At 70.3% G+C, this 21,659-nt stretch carries 19 protein-coding genes; 1 reads left to right on the top strand and 18 read right to left on the bottom strand.

Annotated features, from left to right (window positions below):
* Positions 1-11: 11 nt before the first annotated feature.
* The 5 genes from ROP_RS34435 to ROP_RS34415 all read right to left on the bottom strand — a co-directional run bounded on the left by ROP_RS34435 (position 12) and on the right by ROP_RS34415 (position 3,962).
* Positions 12-956 carry an aspartate carbamoyltransferase catalytic subunit gene (locus ROP_RS34435; protein WP_015890605.1) on the bottom strand — a complete coding sequence of 315 codons (945 nt, stop codon included), beginning with the start codon at positions 954-956 and terminating at the stop codon, positions 12-14.
* Positions 957-1,586 carry a bifunctional pyr operon transcriptional regulator/uracil phosphoribosyltransferase PyrR gene (gene pyrR, locus ROP_RS34430; RefSeq protein ID WP_015890604.1) on the bottom strand — a complete coding sequence of 210 codons (630 nt, stop codon included), beginning with the start codon at positions 1,584-1,586 and terminating at the stop codon, positions 957-959.
* A 164-nt stretch (positions 1,587-1,750) separates the two neighbouring features.
* Complete coding sequence (gene nusB / locus ROP_RS34425) at positions 1,751-2,260, bottom strand: transcription antitermination factor NusB (protein WP_015890603.1); 510 nt, start codon at positions 2,258-2,260, stop codon at positions 1,751-1,753.
* Positions 2,261-2,824 (bottom strand): elongation factor P, encoded by a 564-nt coding sequence (gene efp / locus ROP_RS34420; RefSeq protein WP_005241702.1) that lies wholly within the window; start codon positions 2,822-2,824, stop codon positions 2,261-2,263.
* Positions 2,825-2,858: 34 nt separating this feature from the next.
* Positions 2,859-3,962: an aminopeptidase P family protein gene (locus tag ROP_RS34415; protein WP_015890602.1), complete on the bottom strand. Its 1,104-nt coding sequence runs from the start codon at positions 3,960-3,962 to the stop codon at positions 2,859-2,861.
* Positions 3,963-4,097: 135 nt separating this feature from the next.
* Here ROP_RS34415 and ROP_RS34410 point away from each other — a divergent pair, with 135 nt between their 5' ends.
* Positions 4,098-4,841 carry a B-4DMT family transporter gene (locus tag ROP_RS34410; protein WP_015890601.1) on the top strand — a complete coding sequence of 248 codons (744 nt, stop codon included), beginning with the start codon at positions 4,098-4,100 and terminating at the stop codon, positions 4,839-4,841.
* A gap of 104 nt (positions 4,842-4,945) precedes the next feature.
* Here the strand turns inward: ROP_RS34410 and aroB are convergent, their stop codons facing one another.
* From aroB to ROP_RS34345, 13 genes are all read right to left on the bottom strand, one after another.
* Positions 4,946-6,058, bottom strand: coding sequence for a 3-dehydroquinate synthase (gene aroB / locus ROP_RS34405; protein WP_015890600.1), 1,113 nt, complete (start codon positions 6,056-6,058; stop codon positions 4,946-4,948).
* A gap of 65 nt (positions 6,059-6,123) precedes the next feature.
* A complete protein-coding gene (locus tag ROP_RS34400) occupies positions 6,124-6,630 on the bottom strand; it encodes a shikimate kinase (RefSeq protein ID WP_043825958.1) in 507 nt (168 codons plus the stop codon).
* A gap of 38 nt (positions 6,631-6,668) precedes the next feature.
* Positions 6,669-7,856 carry a chorismate synthase gene (gene aroC / locus ROP_RS34395; protein WP_015890598.1) on the bottom strand — a complete coding sequence of 396 codons (1,188 nt, stop codon included), beginning with the start codon at positions 7,854-7,856 and terminating at the stop codon, positions 6,669-6,671.
* Positions 7,857-7,931: 75 nt separating this feature from the next.
* Positions 7,932-8,534, bottom strand: a complete 603-nt coding sequence (locus ROP_RS34390) for a prepilin peptidase (RefSeq protein WP_015890597.1) — start codon at positions 8,532-8,534, stop codon at positions 7,932-7,934.
* A 91-nt stretch (positions 8,535-8,625) separates the two neighbouring features.
* On the bottom strand, positions 8,626-9,453 hold the full coding sequence (locus ROP_RS34385) for a shikimate dehydrogenase (protein WP_015890596.1): 828 nt from the start codon (positions 9,451-9,453) through the stop codon (positions 8,626-8,628).
* Positions 9,443-11,119 (bottom strand): endolytic transglycosylase MltG, encoded by a 1,677-nt coding sequence (locus ROP_RS34380; RefSeq protein ID WP_015890595.1) that lies wholly within the window; start codon positions 11,117-11,119, stop codon positions 9,443-9,445. The genes ROP_RS34385 and ROP_RS34380 overlap by 11 nt, the downstream gene beginning before the upstream one ends.
* Positions 11,116-11,652 carry a Holliday junction resolvase RuvX gene (ruvX, locus tag ROP_RS34375; protein WP_015890594.1) on the bottom strand — a complete coding sequence of 179 codons (537 nt, stop codon included), beginning with the start codon at positions 11,650-11,652 and terminating at the stop codon, positions 11,116-11,118. The genes ROP_RS34380 and ruvX overlap by 4 nt, the downstream gene beginning before the upstream one ends.
* Before the next feature lie 2 nt (positions 11,653-11,654).
* Positions 11,655-14,327, bottom strand: a complete 2,673-nt coding sequence (gene alaS / locus ROP_RS34370; protein ID WP_015890593.1) for an alanine--tRNA ligase — start codon at positions 14,325-14,327, stop codon at positions 11,655-11,657.
* A 78-nt stretch (positions 14,328-14,405) separates the two neighbouring features.
* Positions 14,406-15,839 (bottom strand): replication-associated recombination protein A, encoded by a 1,434-nt coding sequence (locus tag ROP_RS34365; RefSeq protein WP_015890592.1) that lies wholly within the window; start codon positions 15,837-15,839, stop codon positions 14,406-14,408.
* Between the two features lie 55 nt (positions 15,840-15,894).
* Positions 15,895-17,070: a phosphotransferase family protein gene (locus ROP_RS34360; RefSeq protein WP_015890591.1), complete on the bottom strand. Its 1,176-nt coding sequence runs from the start codon at positions 17,068-17,070 to the stop codon at positions 15,895-15,897.
* A gap of 65 nt (positions 17,071-17,135) precedes the next feature.
* On the bottom strand, positions 17,136-18,086 hold the full coding sequence (locus tag ROP_RS34355) for a transglutaminase family protein (RefSeq protein ID WP_015890590.1): 951 nt from the start codon (positions 18,084-18,086) through the stop codon (positions 17,136-17,138).
* Positions 18,083-20,662 carry a circularly permuted type 2 ATP-grasp protein gene (locus ROP_RS34350; protein WP_015890589.1) on the bottom strand — a complete coding sequence of 860 codons (2,580 nt, stop codon included), beginning with the start codon at positions 20,660-20,662 and terminating at the stop codon, positions 18,083-18,085. Before ROP_RS34350 ends, ROP_RS34355 begins: the two co-directional genes overlap by 4 nt.
* Positions 20,662-21,633 carry a DUF389 domain-containing protein gene (locus tag ROP_RS34345; RefSeq protein ID WP_015890588.1) on the bottom strand — a complete coding sequence of 324 codons (972 nt, stop codon included), beginning with the start codon at positions 21,631-21,633 and terminating at the stop codon, positions 20,662-20,664. The genes ROP_RS34350 and ROP_RS34345 overlap by 1 nt, the downstream gene beginning before the upstream one ends.
* Positions 21,634-21,659 lie beyond the last annotated feature (26 nt).

Raw genomic sequence — 21,659 nt, 5'->3', positions numbered from 1 at the left:
GTCACTGTCACTCATCCCGCAACGTCCTCCGCCCCGACCAGCAGCCGGAACAGCACCGCCATCCGCATGTGCACTCCGTTGGTCACCTGCTGCAGCACAGCGGTTCTCGTCGAATCGGCGACCGCGGAGGCGATTTCCATGCCGCGCAGCATCGGGCCGGGGTGCAGCACCACCGCGTGCTCGGGGAGCAGCGCGAGCCGCTTCTCCGACAGGCCGTAATTGATCGAGTACTCCCGCTGGGACGGGAAGAACCCGCCGTTCATCCGCTCCGCCTGCACCCGCAGCATGAGGACGGCGTCGAGACCGGGCAGCTCCGCGTCGAGGGAATGCGCCACCGACACCGGCCACGACGACACACCGACCGGGAGCAGCGTGGGCGGCGCGACGAGGACGACCTCGGCGCCGAGCATCGACAGCAGCAGCGCGTTCGACCGCGCGACCCTGCTGTGCAGGATGTCGCCGACGATGGCGATGCGCTTGCCCTCGATGTCGCCGAGGCGCTGACGCAGCGTGAGCGCGTCGAGCAGCGCCTGGGTGGGGTGTTCGTGCGTGCCGTCGCCGGCATTGATCACCGCGGGTCCGCCGTCGTCCTGACGTCCGGTCCAGCTCGCGATCTGATGGGCCGCACCCGACGCCGGGTGCCGCACGATCAGGGCGTCGGCGCCGGCGGCGCGCAACGTCATCGCCGTGTCCCGGAGGGATTCGCCCTTCGACACCGAAGAACTGGACGCGCTGACGTTGATGACGTCCGCGCTCATCCACTTCCCGGCGACCTCGAACGACACCCGGGTGCGGGTCGAGTTCTCGAAGAACACGGTCATCACGGTCCGGCCGCGCAGCGTCGGGAGCTTCCGCACCTCACGTCCGAGGAGGGCCTGTTCGAAGCGTTCGGCCTCGTCGAGAAGTTCGACGGCCGATTCCCGTGTCAGGTCCGCGATCGACAACAGGTGCTTCACTTAGCTCTTCCCCCCGGAGATCATGACCGCGTCGCGGCCGTCGTGTTCGCTCAGGAGCACCTTGACGTCCTCGGTGCGGGCGGTGGGCACGTTCTTGCCCACGTAGTCGGCGCGCAGCGGCAGTTCGCGATGGCCGCGGTCGACGAGGACGGCCAGCTGGACGGCGCGGGGCCGCCCGAGGTCGCGGAGGGCGTCGAGCGCCGAGCGGACGGTGCGGCCGGAGAACAGCACGTCGTCGACGAGGACGACCAGGGTGTTGTCGACGCCGCCCTCGGGAACCGAGGTGCGCTCGAGGGGGCGGTGCGGCTTGGTGCGCAGATCGTCGCGGTACAGGGTGATGTCGAGGGAGCCGACCGGTGGGCGCACCCCGGAGAATTCTTCGACCTTCCCGGCGAGCCGCGCGGCGAGCGTCGTGCCCCGGGTCGGGATGCCGATCAGAACGACACGCGGCGCCTCGCCGTCGGCGGCGTCGATCGCGGTCTTCTCGATGATCTGGTGCGCGATTCGCGCAATGGTCCGTCCCACATCGGCTGCGGACAGCAGCTCCCGTGCGGGTTCGACGGACGGGGACTCTTCTGGTGTTGAATCCGCCGGTTCCCCGGCGGGGCGAGACCCTTCGGGCACACGCATACAACGACCTCCTTCTCCGCCTCACTGGACGGATCGTTAAAGGATGCCTGACGCGGACAGCTTATCAGCGCGTCGACTGCGCCAGGCCCGGGACCCCTGACCTGCGGACCCGCCGGATCGCCCTCGCGAGGGTCGACGTGGTGGGCCCGCAGCGGGACTCGAACTTACGAGCGGGCGTCGTTCGACTCGCCGTCGGCGGTCTCGGCGCGGCGCGACGTCGCGGCCGCAGCCGACCGCACCTGCGGGGCCACCAGCACGACCTGGCCGAGGATGCCGTTGACGAAACCCGGCGATTCGTCGGTGGAGAGCTGCTTGGCGAGCTCCACCGCCTCGTCCACGGCCACGACCGGAGGCACGTCGGTGGCGTGGAACAGCTCCCACACGGCGATGCGCAGGATCGCGCGGTCGACGGCGGGAAGCCGCTCGAGCGTCCAGTCCTGCAGGTGGGACGAGATCACCTCGTCGAGACGGTCCAGGTTCTCCGCGACACCCGTCACCACGGTGACGGTGTACGGGGCGACCGGCGCCACCGAATCGTCTTTGCCGGACAGTTCGGCGCGCTCGGTCGCGAGATCGACCGGATCGAGATCTCGCGCCTCGGCCTCGAAGAGGAAATCGACGGCGCGTTTGCGGGCCTTGTGCCGTGCGCCGAGCTTCTTATGTGTACCGGACACTCAGGAATTCACACGCCCGAGGTAGTTGCCGTCGCGGGAGTCGACCTTCAGCTTGTCGCCGGTGTTGATGAACAGCGGAACGTTGATCTCGGCGCCGGTCTCGAGGGTGGCGGGCTTGGTGCCGCCGGTGGAGCGGTCGCCCTGCAGACCGGGGTCGGTGTGCTGGACCACCAGTTCGACGGTGACGGGCAGTTCCACGAACAGCGGAACGTCCTCGTGCGTCGCGACCTGCACGGCCATGTTCTCGAGCATGAAGCGGGCGCCGTCGCCGACGGTCGCCTCGCTGATCGAGATCTGGTCGTAGGTGTCGCCGTCCATGAAGATGTAGTCGGTGCCGTCGTGGTACAGGTACGTCATGTCACGACGGTCGACCGTGGCCGTGTCCACCTTGACGCCGGCGTTGAACGTCTTGTCGACGACCTTGCCCGAGAGCACGTTCTTCAGCTTGGTGCGCACGAACGCGGGACCCTTGCCGGGCTTCACGTGCTGGAACTCGGTAATCGTCCACAGCTGGCCTTCGATCTGCAGGACCAGGCCGTTCTTGAAATCACTGGTGGAAGCCACTTGCTTCGCGTCTCCTCGATAAGGTCGAAACCGTCTACACGACAGTCAGGTCTTTGGTGGTGAGTGTGAGCAGTTCCGGTCCCTGCTCACGAACCACGAGCGTGTCCTCGATCCGCACGCCTCCGCGCCCGGAGAAGTACACGCCCGGCTCGACGGTCACCGCCGCACCGTCCAGCAGTGTACCGGTGCCCAGCTTGCCGATTCCCGGAGCTTCGTGGATCTCCAGGCCGACGCCGTGTCCGAGGCCGTGCAGGAACAGCTCGCCGTAGCCGGCGTCCTCGATGACCCGGCGGGCGGCGGCGTCCACCGCGGACACCTCCGCTCCCGGGCGCAGCGCGTCCCGCCCGGCCTCCTGCGACCGCGCGACCAGCGCATATACGTCGCGTTGCCAGTCGGCGGCCTGCTCGAGGACGTACGTTCTGGTCATGTCCGAGTGGTAACCGCCGATCTCCGCCCCGAAGTCCAGCTTCACGAAGTCGCCGCTGCCGAGCACGGCCTCGGTGGGGCGGTGATGCGGGATCGCCGAGTGGGCGCCCGCCGCGACGATGGTCTCGAACGAGATGCCGTCGGCTCCGTGCGCGAGCATCAGCGCCTCGAGTTCCCGGCCCACCTCCTTCTCGGTGCGTCCGGGGCGGAGACCACCACGCTCGATCAGCTCGGCGAGCGCGGAGTCTGCCGCGGCACACGCCGCGCGCAGCAGTCCGACCTCGAAGTCGTCTTTCACCATCCGCAGTTCCTCGACGAGACCCGGAACGGGGTCGAGCCGCGCGTCCGGCGCGAGCACCGACCACGCCGCGAACTCGTCCACCGTGACGACGTGACTCTCGAACGCCAGCGACGACGGACTCCGCCGCCCCACCGACTCGATCAGGTGGGCGGCACTGGCCCGGGCGATCTCGGCGCGCAGATCAGGAACCTGTTCCCCCACCTGCGTCAGGTAGCGGCCGTCTGTGCAGATGACGGTGCGCTCCTCGGCGCCCTCGGCGTCCGAAGCGTGCACGAGCAGCGCGGCGTTGGAGCCGGTGAATCCGGTGAGATACCGGATGTTCACCAGATTCGTCACCAGCAGTGCGTCGAGATCCCGGGCGGCGAGGGCCGCGCGCAGCGCCGCGCGCCGCGAACCATGATCAGCAGGCATGCCGTCAAACGTACCGGCAAACCGGCACCCGGAGGGCACGGATCGACGGCGCCCGCCCGCGGCGAGAACAGGTTGCAGAGCGCGAGCGTGTGGGTTAGGCCACACGCCGCAAATCCCGCTGGTTACGCTGTGCCCATGAATGCGTGGGTGGTACGCGGCCTCGGCATGGCCCTGATACATGTTTTCGTTCGTGTGATCCTCGGTGTGTCGATCACACAGTGGCCGCTTCAGGGTTCCGCTCTGAGATGGCTCGCACTGCTGATCGTGGTGTTCGTGGCACTGATCTGGGCCGGCATCGACGGCATCCGGGACCGCCGCCGGAACCCGGATCCGGAGGACGGCGCCGACCTGACGATGCTGTGGCTGAAGGCGGCCCTGCTCGGTGGAGTCGTCGCGGGTGTGGGGAGCTGGCTGGCCAACCTGGTACCGAACCTCAACGTCACCCAGAACTCGTTCTTCTTCGAGATCACGTCCGGGGCCGCGTTCACGGTCCTGCTGATCTTCGTGCCTGCCATGCTCGCCGTGTTCCTCGGCCGGTTCTTCGTCGGCCGGGAGTCCAGGAAGACGGTGAAGGACCGCGGCGAACGCCGGCCGGCGGCGCACGGCGCCGGAGTGGCTGCAGGAGCCGCAGCGGGGGGAACCGCAGCCGCAGCCGTGGCCGACGACGACGGTTACGGGCAGAACTACCCCGGCCAGGCGTACGAGCAGACCCCGGACACCGCGTATGCCGGCTCCGATGCCGACACGGCCGTGTTCGAACCGGTCCACAACTACCGCGAGGACACGTCCGACCTCGATCAGCCGCAGGGCGGGGACACCACCTGGCAGGACCCGGTCGACCTCGGGAAACGGACGGACGACCAGCGCCGCGGCGAGTAGCCGCTCTCGGCTCTCCGACAGAAGACAGAGGAACAGCGACAGACGACGCGGCGGTGTGAGCGCACTCGCTCACACCGCCGCGTCCTTGCCCTTCTCCGGCTACGTCACAGCAGGACGGCGCCGCCGGTGCCCGGCGTCCCCTCGCGGGCCACCGCGGAGTACGCCGCGACGAGCAGCGACGGGTCCGGGCCCTCGAGCCGTCCGGGCTTCGCGAGCCCGTCCAGGACGACGAACCGCAGCACGCCGGCCCGGTTCTTCTTGTCCGTCTGCATCCCCTCGACCAGCTGACCGAACGCGTCCGCGTCGTAGGTGGTGGGCAGCCCCACCAGTTCCAGGATGGTGCGGTGCCGGTCCGCCGTCGCATCGTCCAGGCGTCCCGCCAGCCGCCCCAGCTCGGCTGCGAACACGAGCCCGACGGCGACCGCCGCACCGTGACGCCAGCGGTAGCGTTCCCGCCGCTCGATCGCGTGCCCGAGCGTGTGCCCGTAGTTGAGGATCTCCCGCAGATCCGACTCCCGCAGGTCGGCGGCCACGACCTTGGCCTTGACCTCCACGGACCGCCGGATCAGTTCGGGCAGAACGGTTCCCGTGGGGTCCAGCGCGGCTTCGGGATCTTTCTCGATGAGCTCGAGGATCACGGGGTCGGCGATGAATCCGGTCTTCACGACCTCCGCCATGCCCGCGACGATCTCGTTGCGGGGCACCGTCTCGAGCGTCGCCAGGTCGATCAGCACCGCCGACGGCTCGTGGAACGATCCCACCAGGTTCTTGCCGGCCTCGGTGTTGATGCCGGTCTTGCCGCCGACCGCCGCGTCCACCATGGCGAGCAGCGTCGTGGGCACGTGGATCACACGCACACCGCGCATCCACGTCGCAGCGACGAACCCGGCGAGGTCGGTGGCCGCGCCGCCGCCCAGACTGACCACGGCGTCGCTGCGGGTCAGGCCGATCCGGCCGAGGACCTCCCAGCAGAACCCGGCGACGGCCAGATCCTTGCCGTCCTCCGCGTCCGGAATCTCGATGCGGTGCGCATCGATCCCCTTCTCCGCGAGTGCCGCGCGCACCGCCTCCGCCGTCTCGGCGAGCGGCGGCTGGTGGAAGATCGCCACCGTCCTCGTGCCGGTGAGTTCGTCCACCAGCTCACCGAGCAATCCGCGCCCGATGATGACCGGGTAGGGGTTCGCCGTCTGCACCTGTACGCGTACCGGTTCGGTCACTGTCTGCTGCTCCGCTCCGTCTTGTCCGAGGTTCTCGGATGTCTCTGTTCCGCCGGGGTCGCCGATCACTCGGCGAGTTTCGCCACCAACTGCTGCACCACCCGGGCGGGACTCCGCCCGTCCGTGCGTATCCGGATGGACGCCACCTGCCGGTACAGCGGTCGGCGCTTGCGCATCAACTCGGTGTACACCTGGCGGGGGTCGCCACCGGAGAGGAGGGGGCGCGCGGTGTTGGTACCCGTGCGCTTGAGCCCCTCGGCCACGCTGATCTCGAGGTAGATCACGGTGTGGCCCTTCAACAATTCCCGGGTGCGTTCGGAGAGGATCGACCCGCCGCCGAGCGACACGATTCCCTCGTGGCTCTCGATGGCCTTCCGGACGATCTCTTCCTCGAGAGCGCGGAAGGCGGGTTCGCCCTCCTCGACGAAGATCTCGGCGATCGTGCGCCCGGCCTCTTCCTCGACGGCCACGTCCGTGTCGAACAACGTGAGGTCCAGCGCCTGCGCGAGGCGGCGCCCGATCGTGGACTTACCCGCTCCCGGCGGACCGACGAGCACGGCTTTCGGTGCCATCATCCGTCACCGCCCCGACGCGACGGCAGACGGGCTGGTCATCGCGCGAGCCGGGCTGCGACACCCGACGCGTAACGCTCGTAGTTGGCGGCCGTCTCGGCGACCGAGTCGCCACCGAACTTCTCGAGCGCGGCCTGGGCGACGACCAACGCCACCATCGCCTCGGCCACGACACCGGCGGCGGGCACCGCGCACACGTCGGAGCGCTGGTGAATGGCCACGGCCTCCTCACCGGTCGACATGTCGACGGTGGCCAGGGCGCGCGGGACCGTCGAGATCGGCTTCATCGCCGCGCGCACGCGGAGCGCCTCACCGTTGGTCATGCCGCCCTCGAGACCGCCTGCGCGGTTGGTGGAACGCAGAATTCCGTCCGGGCCCGGCCGCATCTCGTCGTGTGCCTGGCTGCCGCGGCGGCGGGCGGTCTCGAAGCCGTCGCCGACCTCGACGCCCTTGATGGCCTGGATTCCCATCAGGGCGGACGCCAGCCGGGCGTCGAGGCGGTCCGCGCCGCTGATGAACGATCCGAGGCCCACGGGCAGACCGTGGATGACGACCTCGACGATGCCGCCGAGGGTGTCGCCGTCACGCTTGGCGGCCTCGATCTCCGCGATCATCGATTCCTCGGCGGCCTTGTCGAACGCGCGCACCGGGCTGGCGTCGATCGCCGCGAGGTCCGACGCGGTGGGTTCGGGACCGGCGTACGGATCGGACGCGCCGATCGAGATCACGTGTGACAGCACCTCCACGCCGAACACCTGGCGTAGGAATCCCCGGGCGAACGTCGCGGCCGCGACCCGGGCCGCCGTCTCGCGCGCACTCGCGCGTTCGAGAACGGGGCGGGCGTCGTCGAACCCGTACTTGAGCATGCCCGAGTAGTCGGCGTGGCCGGGGCGCGGACGGGTGAGCGGCGCGTTCCGCGCCTGGTCGGCGAGCAGGTCGGCGTCCACCGGGTCCGCGGACATGATGGTTTCCCACTTGGGCCACTCGGTGTTGCCCACCTCGACGGCGATCGGGCCGCCGAGCGTCCGGCCGTGCCGGACGCCACCGACGATGGTGACCTTGTCGGCCTCGAACTTCATCCGCGCACCGCGGCCGTAGCCGAGGCGGCGTCGCGCGAGTTGGGTCGAAATGTCCTCGGACGTCACTTCGACGCCCGCGACCATCCCCTCGAGCATCGCGACGAGGGCGGGACCATGGGATTCTCCGGCAGTTATCCAGCGCAGCACGCCAATATCCTTCCATGTCGCCGCGTCCGGCAGTGACGGTGGTCCTCCCGGGGCGCGCGCGAGGTGTGGACTCGGTCAGGTGAGGAGCCCGGCGAACAGCGCCACCAGCGTCGCAGCACACATGGCGGGTCCGTGCGGGAGCGGCGGCGGCGACCGCCGGACGGCGAGGACGACGCAGCCCGCCACTGCGGTCAGAGCCGGCGCGAGCGCTGCCGCGAACACCCAGGCCTCTCCCCCGGCCAGGCCGGCGGCCGCGCCGACCCCGAGCGCGAGTTTCACGTCACCCGCACCGACCGCACCGGGTGCCCCGAGATACAGGGCGAGATAGGCGGCCGCCAGCAGGAGACCGCCGATCACGGCCGCGGACGCGGACCCGGTCGCGACCCCGATGCCGACGATCACCAGGAACCCGGGCAGCGTCAGCAGGTTCGGCAGTCTCCGCGCGCACAGGTCGGCGGTGGCGAGACTCACACACCACCACCAGAACGCGAGCGCCCCCGGCAGCATCCACACCGGGTTGCGGCCGGCGTCGGCCCAGACCGCGGCGGCCACGCCGACAGCGCACACCGCCTCGCACCAGCCCGGCCGCACCGGGCCCACGAACCGGCCTGCGGTGAGGCGCGCACACCGTCCCGCACCCGCACCGGCCACCACACTCGTCACGATCAGCCACCACATGCCGATCAGCGTGCGGGACCGGACCCCGGGAACCTTCGCGGCGACCTGCGGAAACGATTGCCCTGTGGATGGCGGCGGGGCCTGTGGACAACTAGCCCAGAGCCGCCGCCATCGCCTCGCGCGGCGCGGGGCGGCCGGTAAACTGCTCGACTTGCCCGAACGCCTGGTGCAGGAGCATCGACAGACCGCCGACGACCGTTCCCCCGGCCGCCTCGACCGCGGCCGCCAGTGGGGTCGGCCACGGGTCGTAGATCGCGTCGAGCACGAACGGTGCCCGGCCGAGAACGTCCGCACAGTCGGCGATTGCGGCGCACGGAACGGTGCTGACGAGTGCGGCTGCGGCGGCGCACCGGGCACCGAGTTCGGGGCTGTCGAAGCCCAGCAACCGCACCTCGAGCCCTACCGATTCCGCGCACCCCAGCGCACCCGCCGCCCGACCCGCGTCGCGTGCCACCACGGTCACCGATTTCACGCCCAGGTCGGCGAGCGCGACGAGCGCGGGCCTGGCCGTCCCGCCGGCGCCGACGACGACCGCCTCGGCGCCCGCGATGGCGCCGACGCCACCCGCGGTGAGCGCGCCGCTGACCCCGTCCACGTCGGTGCAGTCGGCGCGCCAGCCGCCCTCGATGCGGACGAGTGTGTTCGCAGAGCCGATCGCCACGGCCCGGTCGGTGCGCTCGGATGCGAATTCGAGTGCCGCGATCTTGCCCGGCATCGTGACGGACAGGCCGACCCATTCCGGGCCGAGCCCGGACACGAGTCCGGGGAGTCGTTCTCCGTCGCACTCGATGCGGTCGTACGTCCACCCGGTGAGACCGAGCGCCCGGTACGCCGCGAGATGCAGTTGCGGTGATCGCGAATGCGCGATCGGGCTACCCAGCACCGCAGCTCTGCGTGCGGTCACCAACTCATCGTCCACTGTTGAGAATCCCGTTGTTCAGAGCCTGGTCGATGTTGGCCAGGTGTTCGTCGTAGCTCTTCGTGAAGAGTGTCGTGCCCTTCGAATCGACCGTCACGAAGTAGATCCAGTCGCCGGGCGCCGGTTGTTCGACCGCTTGGAGCGCCCCGATGCTCGGCGACGAGATCGGCGTCGCGGGCAGGCCGGGGCTGGCGTACGTGTTCCAGGGTGTCACCTGCGCACGGTCGGCGTCGGTGGTGGCGAGTTCGGTGGTGTCCAGCGCGTAGTTGACGGTGGAGTCGAACTGCAGCGCCTGGTTGACGGCGAGCCGGTTCAGGATGACGCGGGCGACCTTCGAGAAGTCGTCGGGCATCGCCTCGCGTTCCACGAGCGACGCCGCGACCAGCATCTTGTACGGCGTGAGACCGACCTGGTTGCCCGCGGTGAGGATCCCGGTCTTCTCGTAGCTCGCCGAACTCTCGGACACCAGCCGCTGCAGGATGGCGACCGGTCCCGCGGTCGGATCGAAATCCCAACTGCCGGCGGCGATCAGGCCCTCCAGCTGGCGATCCCGGTCCGGGACCCCCGCGACCGAGTCCTTCGCCCAGTCGGGCACGCCGAGCGCGGACAGGTCGCCCGAACCGGCGGCGTTGAGGTCGTCGTAGCTGATGCACTTCTCCTGGCCGGCGTCACCCAGGCAGCTGGCCTCGGAGATCAGTGTGTAGATCCCCTTCTTCTTGGCGCCGGTCTGCACGTCGGTCGTGTCGTGGAGTTGTCTGCCCTCGGAGATGATCATCTGCCCGACGCGAGAGGCGGGGTCGACCAGTTCCTGCACGGCGTCGTCCGCCGGGATCTGGGTCGAGAGGCTGTAGAAGCCGGGTTGCACGGAGTTCATGGCATTGCTCTGGACCGCGGCGTTGAAGAACGCCGATCCGCTGGCGACGACGTCGCGGTCCGCCAGGGTGGTGGCGATCTCCTCGGCGGTGTCGCCCGGATGGACCTGCACGACCACCTCGGGACCGCCCGGGCCGGCGTAGTCCGCGGGAGCGTCGGTCCCGCCGAAGAACAACTTGCCGCCGACGAACACGACACCGACCAGCACGATCAGGACCGTCGCGGCCGCGAGGACGCCGAACACCTTGCCCCGGCGGGCGCGTCCCCTGGCCTGTTTGCGCCTGCGGGCCTGGGTGCGGGCGGCGGCGCGGGTAGGCGGGATCTCCTCGGGGATCGCCGAGATTATCTGGGTCTCGGCCTCGGCGAACGCGACGTCGGGTTCCTCGTGGGGACGGTCGTAGCCGTCGCCGGGGTACGCGTGGGCCTCGTACGGCTCGTCGACGTCGCCGGAATCGTCCACATACCGGTGGGCGTCGGCCGGCGGCTCCCGGTAGGCGCGGGCGTCGCCGTAGGAGCGGGGTCCGTATCCGTCCTCGTACTCGGGTTCTGCCTCGTAGGGCTGCTCGTACCGCGGCTCCGCGTAGTCGTGGCTCGGCTCGTCGTAGCGCGGTTCGTCGTAGCGCGGTTCGTCGTGCAGCACGGCGTGGCGGCCGGTGGTGACGAGGTCGTCGTCGGGGGGCGGCGTGTAGTCGACCTCGTCGTCGTCCTCGTCGAGGTAGCGGTGCCGCCGGGGTTCGCGGGGGATGTACTGGAAGTCGGGTCGCTCGCCTGCGGGGCGGCGGTGATTGCTCACTGGCCTGCCTCCGGTAGCTGCACGTCCCCACCGACATCCCCTGCATTCACCGACCTGCTCCGCTCGTCCAACCATCCCTGCAAGATCGCCACCGCCGCAGCCTGGTCGATCACAGGACGCTGGCCTCTCGCACTGACACCGCTCTCGCGAAGCGCCCGCGCGGCCGTGACGGTCGTCAGACGTTCGTCCGCCATCCGCACCGGGATCGGGTCGACCTTCCTTCGCAATCGCTTCGCGAACACAGTAGCGATCGAGGCGGCTTTCCCCCGTTCACCCCGCAAGGTCTGCGGCAGACCGACGATAACCTCCACCGCCTCGTATTCCTCGACAATGTCGGCAATGCGCCGGATATCCGGCGCGTCGGGCCCACGGTCCTTGGACCGGGGCACCGTCTCCACGGGGGTGGCGAGGATGCCGTCGGGGTCGCTCGACGCGACGCCGATCCGGACACTGCCCACATCGATGCCGATACGCCGACCACGCCCAGGGTCGTCGACTCCCGGTCGATCCGGACCCTGTTCCGCGTGATCCACCGTTACCGGCTCCCCACCTTGTCCGCGACTTGTCCCCGGACCGCGCCGAGGGCGGCCGCAATTCCGCTGGTGTCCGAACCCGAACCCTGTGCCATGTCGGCCTTTCCGCCGCCGCGGCCGCCGATCTTCGGACCGAACTCCTTCACGAGGTCGCCGGCCGACAGGCCGAGTTCCTGTGCGGCCTTGCTCACGGCCACCACGAACGGCACCTTGCCGTCGACGTCACCGAGCAGCACGACGACGGCGGGCTGGGTGCCGAACCGGCCGCGGATGTCCGTGACGAGCCCGCGCAAGTCGTTGCCGCCGACACCGGCCGGGGCGGAGTCCGCGACCAGGAGCACCGGCCCGACACGCTCGGCCTTGTCGACGAACGTGCCCGCCGACGCGAGCACCGCCTGCGCGCGGGTCTGTTCGAGTTCCTTCTCCGCCACCCGGAGTCGCTCGACCAGGGCCTCGACGCGGGCGGGCACCTCTTCCGAGGGCACCTTCAGCGAAGACGACAACCCGGCGAGCAGCGCCCGCTCCTTGGCCAGGTAGCGGTACGAGTCGAGCCCGACGTAGGCCTCGACGCGGCGCACGCCGGAGCCGACGGACTGCTCACCGAGCAGGGTGACGTTACCGATCTGCGAGGAGCTGCCCACGTGGGTTCCACCGCACAGTTCCATCGAAAACGGTCCGCCGATCTCGACGACCCGCACCTCGTCGCCGTAGTTCTCGCCGAATAACGCCATCGCGCCCATCGACTTCGCCTTGTCGAGGTCGGTGACGAACGTGTTCACGGAGTAGTCGGCGGCCACCGCTTCGTTCGCGACGACCTCGATGTCCTGCTTCTGCGCTTCCGTCAGCGCACCCTGCCAGGAGAAGTCGAACCGCAGGTAGCCCGGCTTGTTCAGCGAGCCGGCCTGAACGGCGTTGGGGCCGAGCACCTGTCGCAACGCGGCGTGCACCATGTGCGTGCCGGAGTGCCCCTGGGTGGCGCCCTTGCGCCACGCGGCGTCGACCTGCGCGAGCACGACGTCACCCTCGGTGATCTGCCCGTCCTGCACGGTCACCTTGTGGACCCACAGCTTCTTGGCGATCTTCTGGACGTCGTTGACCTTGACGCGGAGCCCCGGACCGGTGAGGGTGCCGAGGTCGGCGATCTGGCCGCCCGCCTCCGCGTACAGGGGGCTGCGGTCGAGGATCACCTCGACGTCCTGCCCCGCCGTCGCGACGGGGACGCGCTGCCCCTGCGAGATCAGCGCGAGAACGTGTGCCTCGGAGACCAATTCGTGGAATCCGGTGAACTCGGTGGGTCCGCGGTCGAGGAGTTCCTTGTAGATGGTCAGGTCGGCGTGCGCGTGCTTGCGCGCCTGGGCGTCGTCCTTCGCGCGCTGCCGCTGTTCGGCCATCAGCGCGCGGAAGCCCTCCTCGTCGACGGTCAGACCGGCCTCGGCCGCCATCTCCAGGGTCAGGTCGATCGGGAAGCCGTACGTGTCGTGCAGCGCGAACGCCTGTTCGCCGCCGATCGTCGACTTGCCGGACGCCTTCACCGATTCGGCGGCGCCTTCGAAGAGCTTGGAACCGGACGTGAGGGTCTTGAGGAACGCGGCCTCCTCCCCCACGGCGACGGTCTCGATGCGACCGAAGTCGGTGTCGAGGACCGGGTACGAGGGCGCCATCGTGTCGCGGACGACGGTGATGAATTCCCGCATGCTGGGCTTGTCGGCGCCGAGCAGCTTCGCGGAGCGGACGATGCGCCGGAGCAGGCGGCGCAGGACGTAGCCGCGGCCGTCGTTGCCGGGGTTCACGCCGTCGGCGATGAGCATCGCGGCGGTGCGCGCGTGGTCGGCGATCACCCGGAACCGCACGTCGTCGTCGTGGTCGACGCCGTACTTGCGGCCCGACAGCTCCTCGGCCTTCGCGATGACCGGGCGCACGAGATCGGTCTCGTACACGTTGTCGACGCCCTGGAGCAGGAACGCGACCCGCTCGACGCCCATGCCGGTGTCGATGTTCTGTTTCGGCAGCGGCCCGAGAATCTCGAAGTTGTCCTTGCTGATTCCGAGACCACGCTCGTTCTGCATGAACACGAGATTCCAGATCTCGATGTAGCGGTCCTCGTCGGCCTCGGGGCCGCCCTCCGCACCGAATTCGGGGCCGCGGTCGAAGTAGATCTCCGAGCACGGGCCGCACGGGCCGGGGATGCCCATGGACCAGTAGTTGTCGGCCATGCCGCGGCGCTGGATCCGGGTCTCGGGAACGCCGACCTCGTCGCGCCAGATGTCGCGCGCCTCGTCGTCGTCGAGGTAGACCGTCACCCAGATCCGCTCCGGGTCGAATCCGTAGCCGCCGTCGTCGACGCTCGACGTCAGCAGCGCCCACGCATGCTTGATCGCGTCGCGCTTGAAGTAGTCGCCGAAGGAGAAGTTTCCGGCCATCTGGAAGAACGTGTTGTGCCGAGTGGTGATGCCCACATTCTCGATGTCGAGGGTGCGCACACACTTCTGGACGCTGGTCGCCCTGGGGTACGGCGGAGTCTGCTGGCCGAGGAAGAACGGCACGAACTGCACCATGCCCGCATTGACGAACAGCAGGTTCGGATCATCGAGAATCAGCGAGGCGCTGGGTACCTCGGTGTGGGCCGCCTTGACGAAATGGTCGAGGAAGCGCCGGCGAATCTCGTGGGTCTGCACGTCAGTGATCCTTATTGTCTGTCTCGAGGGCAACTACGGTCGCCGGGTGGCGGGGCACACCCGGCGGTTCGGCAACATTCAGCTTAACCGGCCCCCCTGACGGTTCGTGCCGCGGACGATGGCGCGCAGCTTGTCCACACGCCCCGCGATGTCACGCTCGCCGCCGTGCGTGGTCGGCTGGTAGTAGTCGACGCCGACGAGCTCGTCGGGCGGATACTGCTGTGCCAGTACCCCGTCCGGGTGGTCGTGGGGATACCGGTAGCCGACGGCGTTGCCGAGCTTGGCCGCCCCCGCGTAGTGGCCGTCGCGCAGGTGCGGCGGGACGAGCCCGGCGTTTCCCGCCGCGACGTCCGCCATGGCGGCGCCGAGCGCGGCGATGACGGCGCCCGACTTCGGCGCGGTCGCGAGGTGGATGGTGGCCTGCGCGAGGGCGAGGCGGGCCTCCGGCATCCCGATCAGCTGCACCGCCTGCGCGGCGGCGGTCGCGGTCTGCAGCGCGGTGGGGTCGGCCATCCCGATGTCCTCGCTGGCGTGGACGACCAGCCGCCGCGCGATGAAGCGGGGGTCCTCGCCCGCGGTCAGCATCCGCGCCAGATAGTGCAGGGCGGCGTCGACGTCCGAGCCGCGGATCGACTTGATGAACGCACTGATCACGTCGTAGTGCTGGTCGCCGTCGCGGTCGTAGCGGACGGCCGCCTTGTCGACGCTCGCCTCCACCGTCGCGAGGTCCAGCAGCACCGGGCGGTCCGCGTCACCGGCCTGGTCGAGCGCCGCGCCCGCCGCCGCCTCGAGCGCGGTGAGCGCGCGCCGGGCGTCACCGGCCGCGAGGCGCACCAGATGGTCCATCGCGTCGCCGGCGATCTCGATGTCCCCGCCGAGACCCCGCTCGTCGGTGCGCGCCCGCTCCAGGAGGTTCTCGATGTCGTCCGCCGTCAGCGACTGCAGTTGCAGGACCAGGGAGCGGGACAGCAGCGGGGACACCACCGAGAACGACGGATTCTCGGTGGTGGCGGCCACCAGTAGCACGATCCGGTTCTCGACCGCCGCCAACAATGCGTCCTGCTGGGTCTTGGAGAAGCGGTGCACCTCGTCGATGAACAGCACCGTCTGCTCGCCCGCCAGGAGCCGGCGGCGGGCCAGTTCGATGACGCCACGCACTTCCTTCACGCCGGCGGACAGGGCGGACAGCGCCTCGAAGCGGCGCCCGGTGGCACCGGAGATCAGCGACGCCAGCGTGGTCTTGCCGGTGCCGGGCGGCCCGTACAGCAGCACCGACGCCGCTCCCGACCCTTCCACCAGGCGCCGTAGCGGCGCGCCGGGGCCGAGGAGATGCTGCTGCCCGACCACCTCGCCGAGCGTGCGGGGACGCATGCGCACGGCGAGCGGTGCGCGGTGGTCGACCGGGACCGGGCCGGGAACCGGGCGCGGCGGCGCCGCCTCGTCCGGCCGCGCCGTCTCGAACAGGCCCGCCGACTCGTCCTCGCCGACATCCGAACCGAAAAGATCGCTCACAAGTTCGACGCTACTGGAACCCGCATCGTCCGACCCAGTCCGGCCGGACCGCGGGTCAGCCGACGGACAGTCCCCGGATCTTGTCGGCGATGACGCGGGCGTGGTGTGCGACCACCGTGTTCCCCGCGTGATCGGCCGAGCGGGCCAGCTTGTCCCAGCGCTGGGTGAGCGCCTCGGACCGCGGCACCGACAGGTGATGCTCGCGGACGGCGGCGATCCGTGTGTGGTTGTCCGGCAGGAACAGGTAGGTGCTGAGCCACACCCAGATCAGTTGCGCCTCGACCATGCGGGCGGCGAGCACGTTGTCGTCGGCGAGCGCCGGCCACATCCCCACGACCTCCGCACGCCAGGCCTCGATCATCGCCTGGGTGCGGTCTTCGGACAGTTCGATGCTGCACAGGCAGCCCGGGAACGACACCAGCGCGTACGCGATGTCGAGCATCGCGTCGCGGAAACCGCCCCACTCGTAGTCGAGGAACCGGACGCCCTCGCCGTTGACGATGATGTTGTCGGGGCACAGGTCGGACGGGCTGAACGCCCGGAACCGGCCGCTCTCGAACAGCTTCGCGGCCCGCGCCACCTGTTCGGTCAGCTCCGGCGAGACGTCGACGCGGAGGATGTCGGACAGCAGACCGGGCACGGCGGGCACCGCACGCTCGACCTGCTCGGCCACGGTGTCGTCGCAGTGCGCCACCTCGGCGCGGCGCAGCAGCGCGGTGAAGTCTTCTTCGCGGCCCACGGTGGCCGCGTGCATGCGGCCGAGCGCCTGGGCCATGGCCATCAGAGTGTTGGTGACGGTGTCGGAGTCGGAGTGCTCGAGCAGCGCGCTGATCGGGGTGGCGTCCCCGAGGTCGCTGAGCACGAGGAGCCGGGCCTCGAGGTCGGAGGCGAGCAGTTCGGCTCCGGGGCGGCTGTCCGTCGCCAGCGCCGTGGCGAACTGGTACGAGACGGCCTCGCGGAGGAAGGCGCTGCGGCTGTCGCCGGACAGGTCGTCGGGATCGACGGCCCGCGCGCCGGACACACCGGACTCCTCGCGGACCTGCTTGATCACCAACGTCCGGGGAAGGGAGAACGGATTCTCCGCCACCCGCACACGGAGCACGATGGTGCGGCCACTACCGCCGAGATCCACGGGATCCACCAGTGTCACGGGTGCCCCTGTGCGACGGGTGAGCAGCTTCTCGGCTGCGGCAACTACCTCTGAAACGGGGTCTGCCAGTATTGCAGTCATCGCGGACCAACTTACCTGCTAGTGACACGGATCATCGAGTCCTCCTCCGGAAGCCCCGATGAATTTCAGCATTTCGGCTGATCCGGTGCGAGTACTTCCATCGGCGCCACGTCAACCGACACCGCAATGGTGCTGTTTCGTGCCTCTGTGTATATGACACCGCGCAGCGGCGGCACGTCGGCGTAGTCCCGGCCCCACGCGACCACGGTGTACCGCTCGTCGACGAGCTGGTCGTTGGTGGGGTCGAAGGCCAGCCACCGCTCCCCCGGCATCCACACCGCGGCCCAGGCGTGTGTCGCGTCGACGCCGATCATCCGTTCCTTGCCGGGCGGCGGCTGCGTCGCCAGGTACCCGGACACGTACCGGGCCGCGAGTCCGCGCGAGCGCAGGCAGGCGATGGCGAGCCGGGCGAAGTCCTGGCACACCCCCGACCGCTTCTCCAGTACCTCCGCCACCCGCGTCGAAACCGACGTGGACCCCGACTTGTACCGGAAGTCGCGGTGGATGCGGGTCGTGAGGTCGACCACTGCGTCGACGAGGGGCCGTTCCGGCGGGAAACTCGGCGCCGCGTACTCGCGGACCGCGTCGCCGATCTCGGGCGGGTCGAGGTCGAGCACGAACTCCTGCGCCATCGCGCCCTCGGTGCCCACCGGCCGGGACAGCTCCCACGGCGCGTTCGCCGGTGCCACGGTGAGCCTGGACGTGTCCGGTCCGTAGACCTCGATCTCGGATTCGGCCGCCACCACGAGTTCCTCGTGCGGCGTGCTCACCTGGAAGTACAGGTCCCGGTTGCCGTACACGTCCGACCCGGTGGAGCGGTCGGCGGGCGGCGGCGTGATCTCGACGACGGAACCGACGCACCGCTGGTCCTCGGTGTCGCGCGGCAGGAGGTACCCCCGGCCGTACGACGAGGTCACCGGGCCCGAGTACGTGTACGTCGTGCGGTGGGTGATCGTGTATCTGCGCAGAACGGGACGTTCCGCTGCCGGGTCCGTCCCGGGCGTCGTGCCGGTCATGCGGACACTCCGCCCGGGGAGGCGCTCCACGAGGTGGCGCTGCCCCACAGCGGCTGGGTGCCGCCGGGCAGTGACAGCTGACCTTTCAGCATCACGTCGGACAGTTCGCTCAGCAGTGCGCGCATCGTGGTCGTCAGCTCACCCAGCTCCTTCCGGGACCCGCCCGCGTCGACCGATTCGAGTCGGACGGGGTCGACACGCCGCACGGTGTTGACCATGTCCTCGACGAGCCGCTCCGCGCGGGACGCCCCCGAGGCGTCCGGGAGTGCGGCCAGATTCGTGCGCAGCGCCTCCAGTTGGAACGCCAGCGACCGCGGGTTCTTCACGTCGAACAGCAGCAACTCGGCGACGGCCGCCGGGCGGATACCGCGGTTGCGGCGGCGGTAGACCACGGAGCTCTCGGTGGCGAGGAGGAGCGATTCGATCACCGCCCGTTCGGTCGCGGGATCCGTCTGCCGACCGAGGGTGGAGTCGACCAGCGCGATCAGGGTCGATGCCCGCTCGATCCGTTTGCCGATGTCCATGACATGCCAGCCGGTGTCGCGAACCAGCGACTCCGCGGCGACCCCGGACAGGGCGAGCATGCCGCCGAGCACCGCGGACTGCGCCTCGAACAGCGCGGACCCGTCGTCGATGGTGTCGGACGCGACTTGTCCGAGGGTGCGCTCGACGGAGCTGAGGACGGCCCAGATGTCGCCCGACAGTTGCCCGCGGACGGCCCGCGCGGCCTGCTCGACGCCGCGCACCGCGTGGGCGAGCGACCCCTCCCGGTCGGGGTCCGCCGTCAGTGAGCGGAACTCGGAGCGCACCCGCCGCTGGTCGGTGACCGGATCCGGGCCCGGGTCGGCGCCGGGATCGCGCCCCTCCGGGTGGTTCCCTGCGTCGGCGACCCGCAGGACCGTGGTCAGCAGGATCGGGAGGCTGCCGCCGCCCGCCAGCCACGGTCGCAGTCGGTAGTCGCGGTATTTCTCCCCCACGGCGATCATCAGCCGGGCCGCGCCCTCGGCGCGCTCGGCGAACCGGCCCATCCAGAACAGTTCGGTCAGCGCGCGCGGCGACGTCATCAGGTCGGACGTCGTCGCCGCATACGTGGGCAGGGCCTCCCCGTCCCGCTCGGCGCCGTCGCCCGGGTCCGTGGACGCGGTTCGCTGCGCCAGCCGGATCCAGACGTCCTTCGCGCCGGCGTGGCGGCGGTCCCCGCGCTCGGCCCCGGGAACGAGGGACGTGCCGAGACCGCCGGCCATCGGGGTGAATCCCACCTGCTGCGCGACGCTGAACAGCCGCATCCCGACCGGTGCGAGCACGACGTCCCCGGATCCACCGGCGGCGGGCGCGTACGACGGGTCCGGGACGATCTGCCCGACCCACCGCTCGGGCTCGGCCCGCACCCGGTCCAGCAGGGTGTCCCGGTCGGCGTCACCCAGGTCGGCGGGCACGATCGGCGAACCCCCGTGCACCGCGCGCAGCACCATCGACGAGGCGTTCGCGAGGATGTGCGACAGCTCGGACCGGTCGCCGCCCCAGAAACTCGGAACCGACGGCAACAGCAGATCCTCGTCCAGCAGCCGGCGGCACAGGCCCGGAAGCAAGCGGGTGAGGGCGGGGTTCTCGAGGATTCCGCTGCCGAGGGTGTTGACGACGGTCACCGCGCCCCGCCGTAGCACCTCGACGAGTCCGACCACCCCGGACCGGGAGCCGGGGCGCAGGTCGAGGGGGTCGGCGAGGTCGGCGTCGACCCGCCGCACGATGACGTCGACGCGTTCCAGACTGCCGAGGGACCGCATCCACACGTGGCCGTCGCGGACCACCAGGTCGGCGCTCTCCACGAGCGGGAAGCCCAGGACCGTCGCCAGATACGCCTGATCGAACGCAGCCTCGGAGCGGGTGCGGGGGCTGAGGACGACGACGAGCGGGTCCTCGGTGCCAGCGGGGGCGGCGTCGATCGCCGCCAGCCGCATCGACTGCGCGAACGAGGACAGCGGGCGCGGTCCGACCGTCTCGTAGATGCCCGGCATCGCCCGTGCGATGACACGGCGGTCCGCCATCGCGTATCCGGCGCCTGCCGGCGACTGCGTGTGGTCGCGCAGCGCGTGGAACGTGCCGTCCGCCCCGCGGCCGACGTCGAGTCCGTGCAGGAACAGCTGGTGGCGGCCCGGCACCGTGATGCCGTGTGCCGCACGGACGTAGCCCGGGTGCCCGAACACCGTGCGGGCCGGGACGGCGCCGCTCCGGACGAGCGTCATCGGCCCGTACAGGTCCGCGAGTACCGCGTCGAGAAGCCGGGAGCGCTGCACGAGGCCCGCCGCCAGCGGCTCCCACTCCTCGGCGGCGACGATCAGCGGGACGGCATCGATCTCCCACCGCGGCGGCGCGGTCGGCGCGTCCGAACCGTCGAGGGGGTTGTAGGTGATCCCGTGGTTGTCGACGAGGAGCCGGATGCGGGCCTGCAGGCGGCGGACGGAGTCCGGCCCGCCGTCCGTGAAGTCGCGGGCCAGCTCCGCCCACGGTTCCCGGAGGCCGCCGTCGTCGTCGAACAATTCGTCGTAGCCCGCGCCGTCGTGCGGTGAGACGCTCATCAGGCCCTCCGCCGCTGCGCCACGGATCGTTGCCTGCGTGCCTGCTCGAGCAACCGGCGGGGATCGCCGCCGCTGCGCAGCCGCAGCGCCAGGACCAGGACGCCGGCGACGACGATGCCCACCATGTTGACCCCGAGTTGCAGTGCCGCCAGGGCCGCGACGCGCCACTCGCCCACGGTGACCGCGACGACCGCGAAACCGGCCGCGGGAACGGTGGTGACGGAGATGAAGACGCCGACGAGTGCCGCCGACTTCGCGGACACGAGCGCGAGCATGCCCGCCGCACCGGCGAGCAGCGCGACGATCAGCGACAGCGGCCCGACCCGGTAGATGAAATCGACCTGGTCGAGGGACTCGATGCTCTCGAACTCCATCCACCCGACCCGCTCCATCAGCAGCGTCGCGACCAGCGTCGCCACCATTGCGAACGGGAATCCGAGCAGCAGGGCGATCAGCGACCGCCGGGCCAGCCCGAGCTTGCGCCGCATCAGGGCGACGGCGAGCGCGGCGAGGGGGCCGAACTCCGGTCCCACCACCATGGCCCCGACGACGGTGATCGGCGAGTCGGTCACCACCCCCACCGCCGCCAGCAGGCAGGCGATGGTGAGGAACGCGAGGAACGTAAAGTTCAGCGTCGACTCCTCGCGCGTGCGGCTGACCAATTCCTCCCAGACGACGCTGTCCGCGGGATCGCCCGGGGCCGCCTTCTCGGCCTGGCGCGCGGACTTCGACAGCACCGTCTCCACGGGCTCCACCGTGATCGCGCCGGTGCGATCGATTCCCAGCGCCTCGAGCGCATCGATCACGTCGTTCGCCGCCTCACGGGCGACGTCGGTCTGGATCGCGTCGCCGGCGGGGTCGATCGCCGCCTGTCGCAGCACCACCACGTGGGTGGCGCCGGGTTCCGCGGCGAGCACACCGAGGACGTCCTCGGTGCGCTCGGCCGGACAGATCACTCGCACGTGCAACATCGTGTCCCCCGGCTGTTCCGCGTGGT

It is taken from the genome of Rhodococcus opacus B4, assembly GCF_000010805.1.
In the GTDB taxonomy this organism is placed as follows: domain Bacteria; phylum Actinomycetota; class Actinomycetes; order Mycobacteriales; family Mycobacteriaceae; genus Rhodococcus_F; species Rhodococcus_F opacus_C.
This window is presented reverse-complemented; position numbering and strand designations above follow the sequence as displayed.

Bases quoted from the DNA above. Each gene is read 5' to 3' on its own strand.
- pyrR (WP_015890604.1), bottom strand. From the start codon at position 1,586: ATGCGTGTGCCCGAAGGGTCTCGCCCCGCCGGGGAACCGGCGGATTCA.
- ROP_RS34415 (WP_015890602.1), bottom strand. From the start codon at position 3,962: ATGCCTGCTGATCATGGTTCGCGGCGCGCGGCGCTGCGCGCGGCCCTC.
- ROP_RS34410 (WP_015890601.1), top strand. From the start codon at position 4,098: ATGAATGCGTGGGTGGTACGCGGCCTCGGCATGGCCCTGATACATGTT.
- ROP_RS34400 (WP_043825958.1), bottom strand. From the start codon at position 6,630: ATGGCACCGAAAGCCGTGCTCGTCGGTCCGCCGGGAGCGGGTAAGTCC.
- ROP_RS34390 (WP_015890597.1), bottom strand. From the start codon at position 8,534: ATGTGGTGGCTGATCGTGACGAGTGTGGTGGCCGGTGCGGGTGCGGGA.
- ROP_RS34360 (WP_015890591.1), bottom strand. From the start codon at position 17,070: ATGACTGCAATACTGGCAGACCCCGTTTCAGAGGTAGTTGCCGCAGCC.
- ROP_RS34355 (WP_015890590.1), bottom strand. From the start codon at position 18,086: ATGACCGGCACGACGCCCGGGACGGACCCGGCAGCGGAACGTCCCGTT.
- ROP_RS34350 (WP_015890589.1), bottom strand. From the start codon at position 20,662: ATGAGCGTCTCACCGCACGACGGCGCGGGCTACGACGAATTGTTCGAC.
- ROP_RS34345 (WP_015890588.1), bottom strand. From the start codon at position 21,633: ATGTTGCACGTGCGAGTGATCTGTCCGGCCGAGCGCACCGAGGACGTC.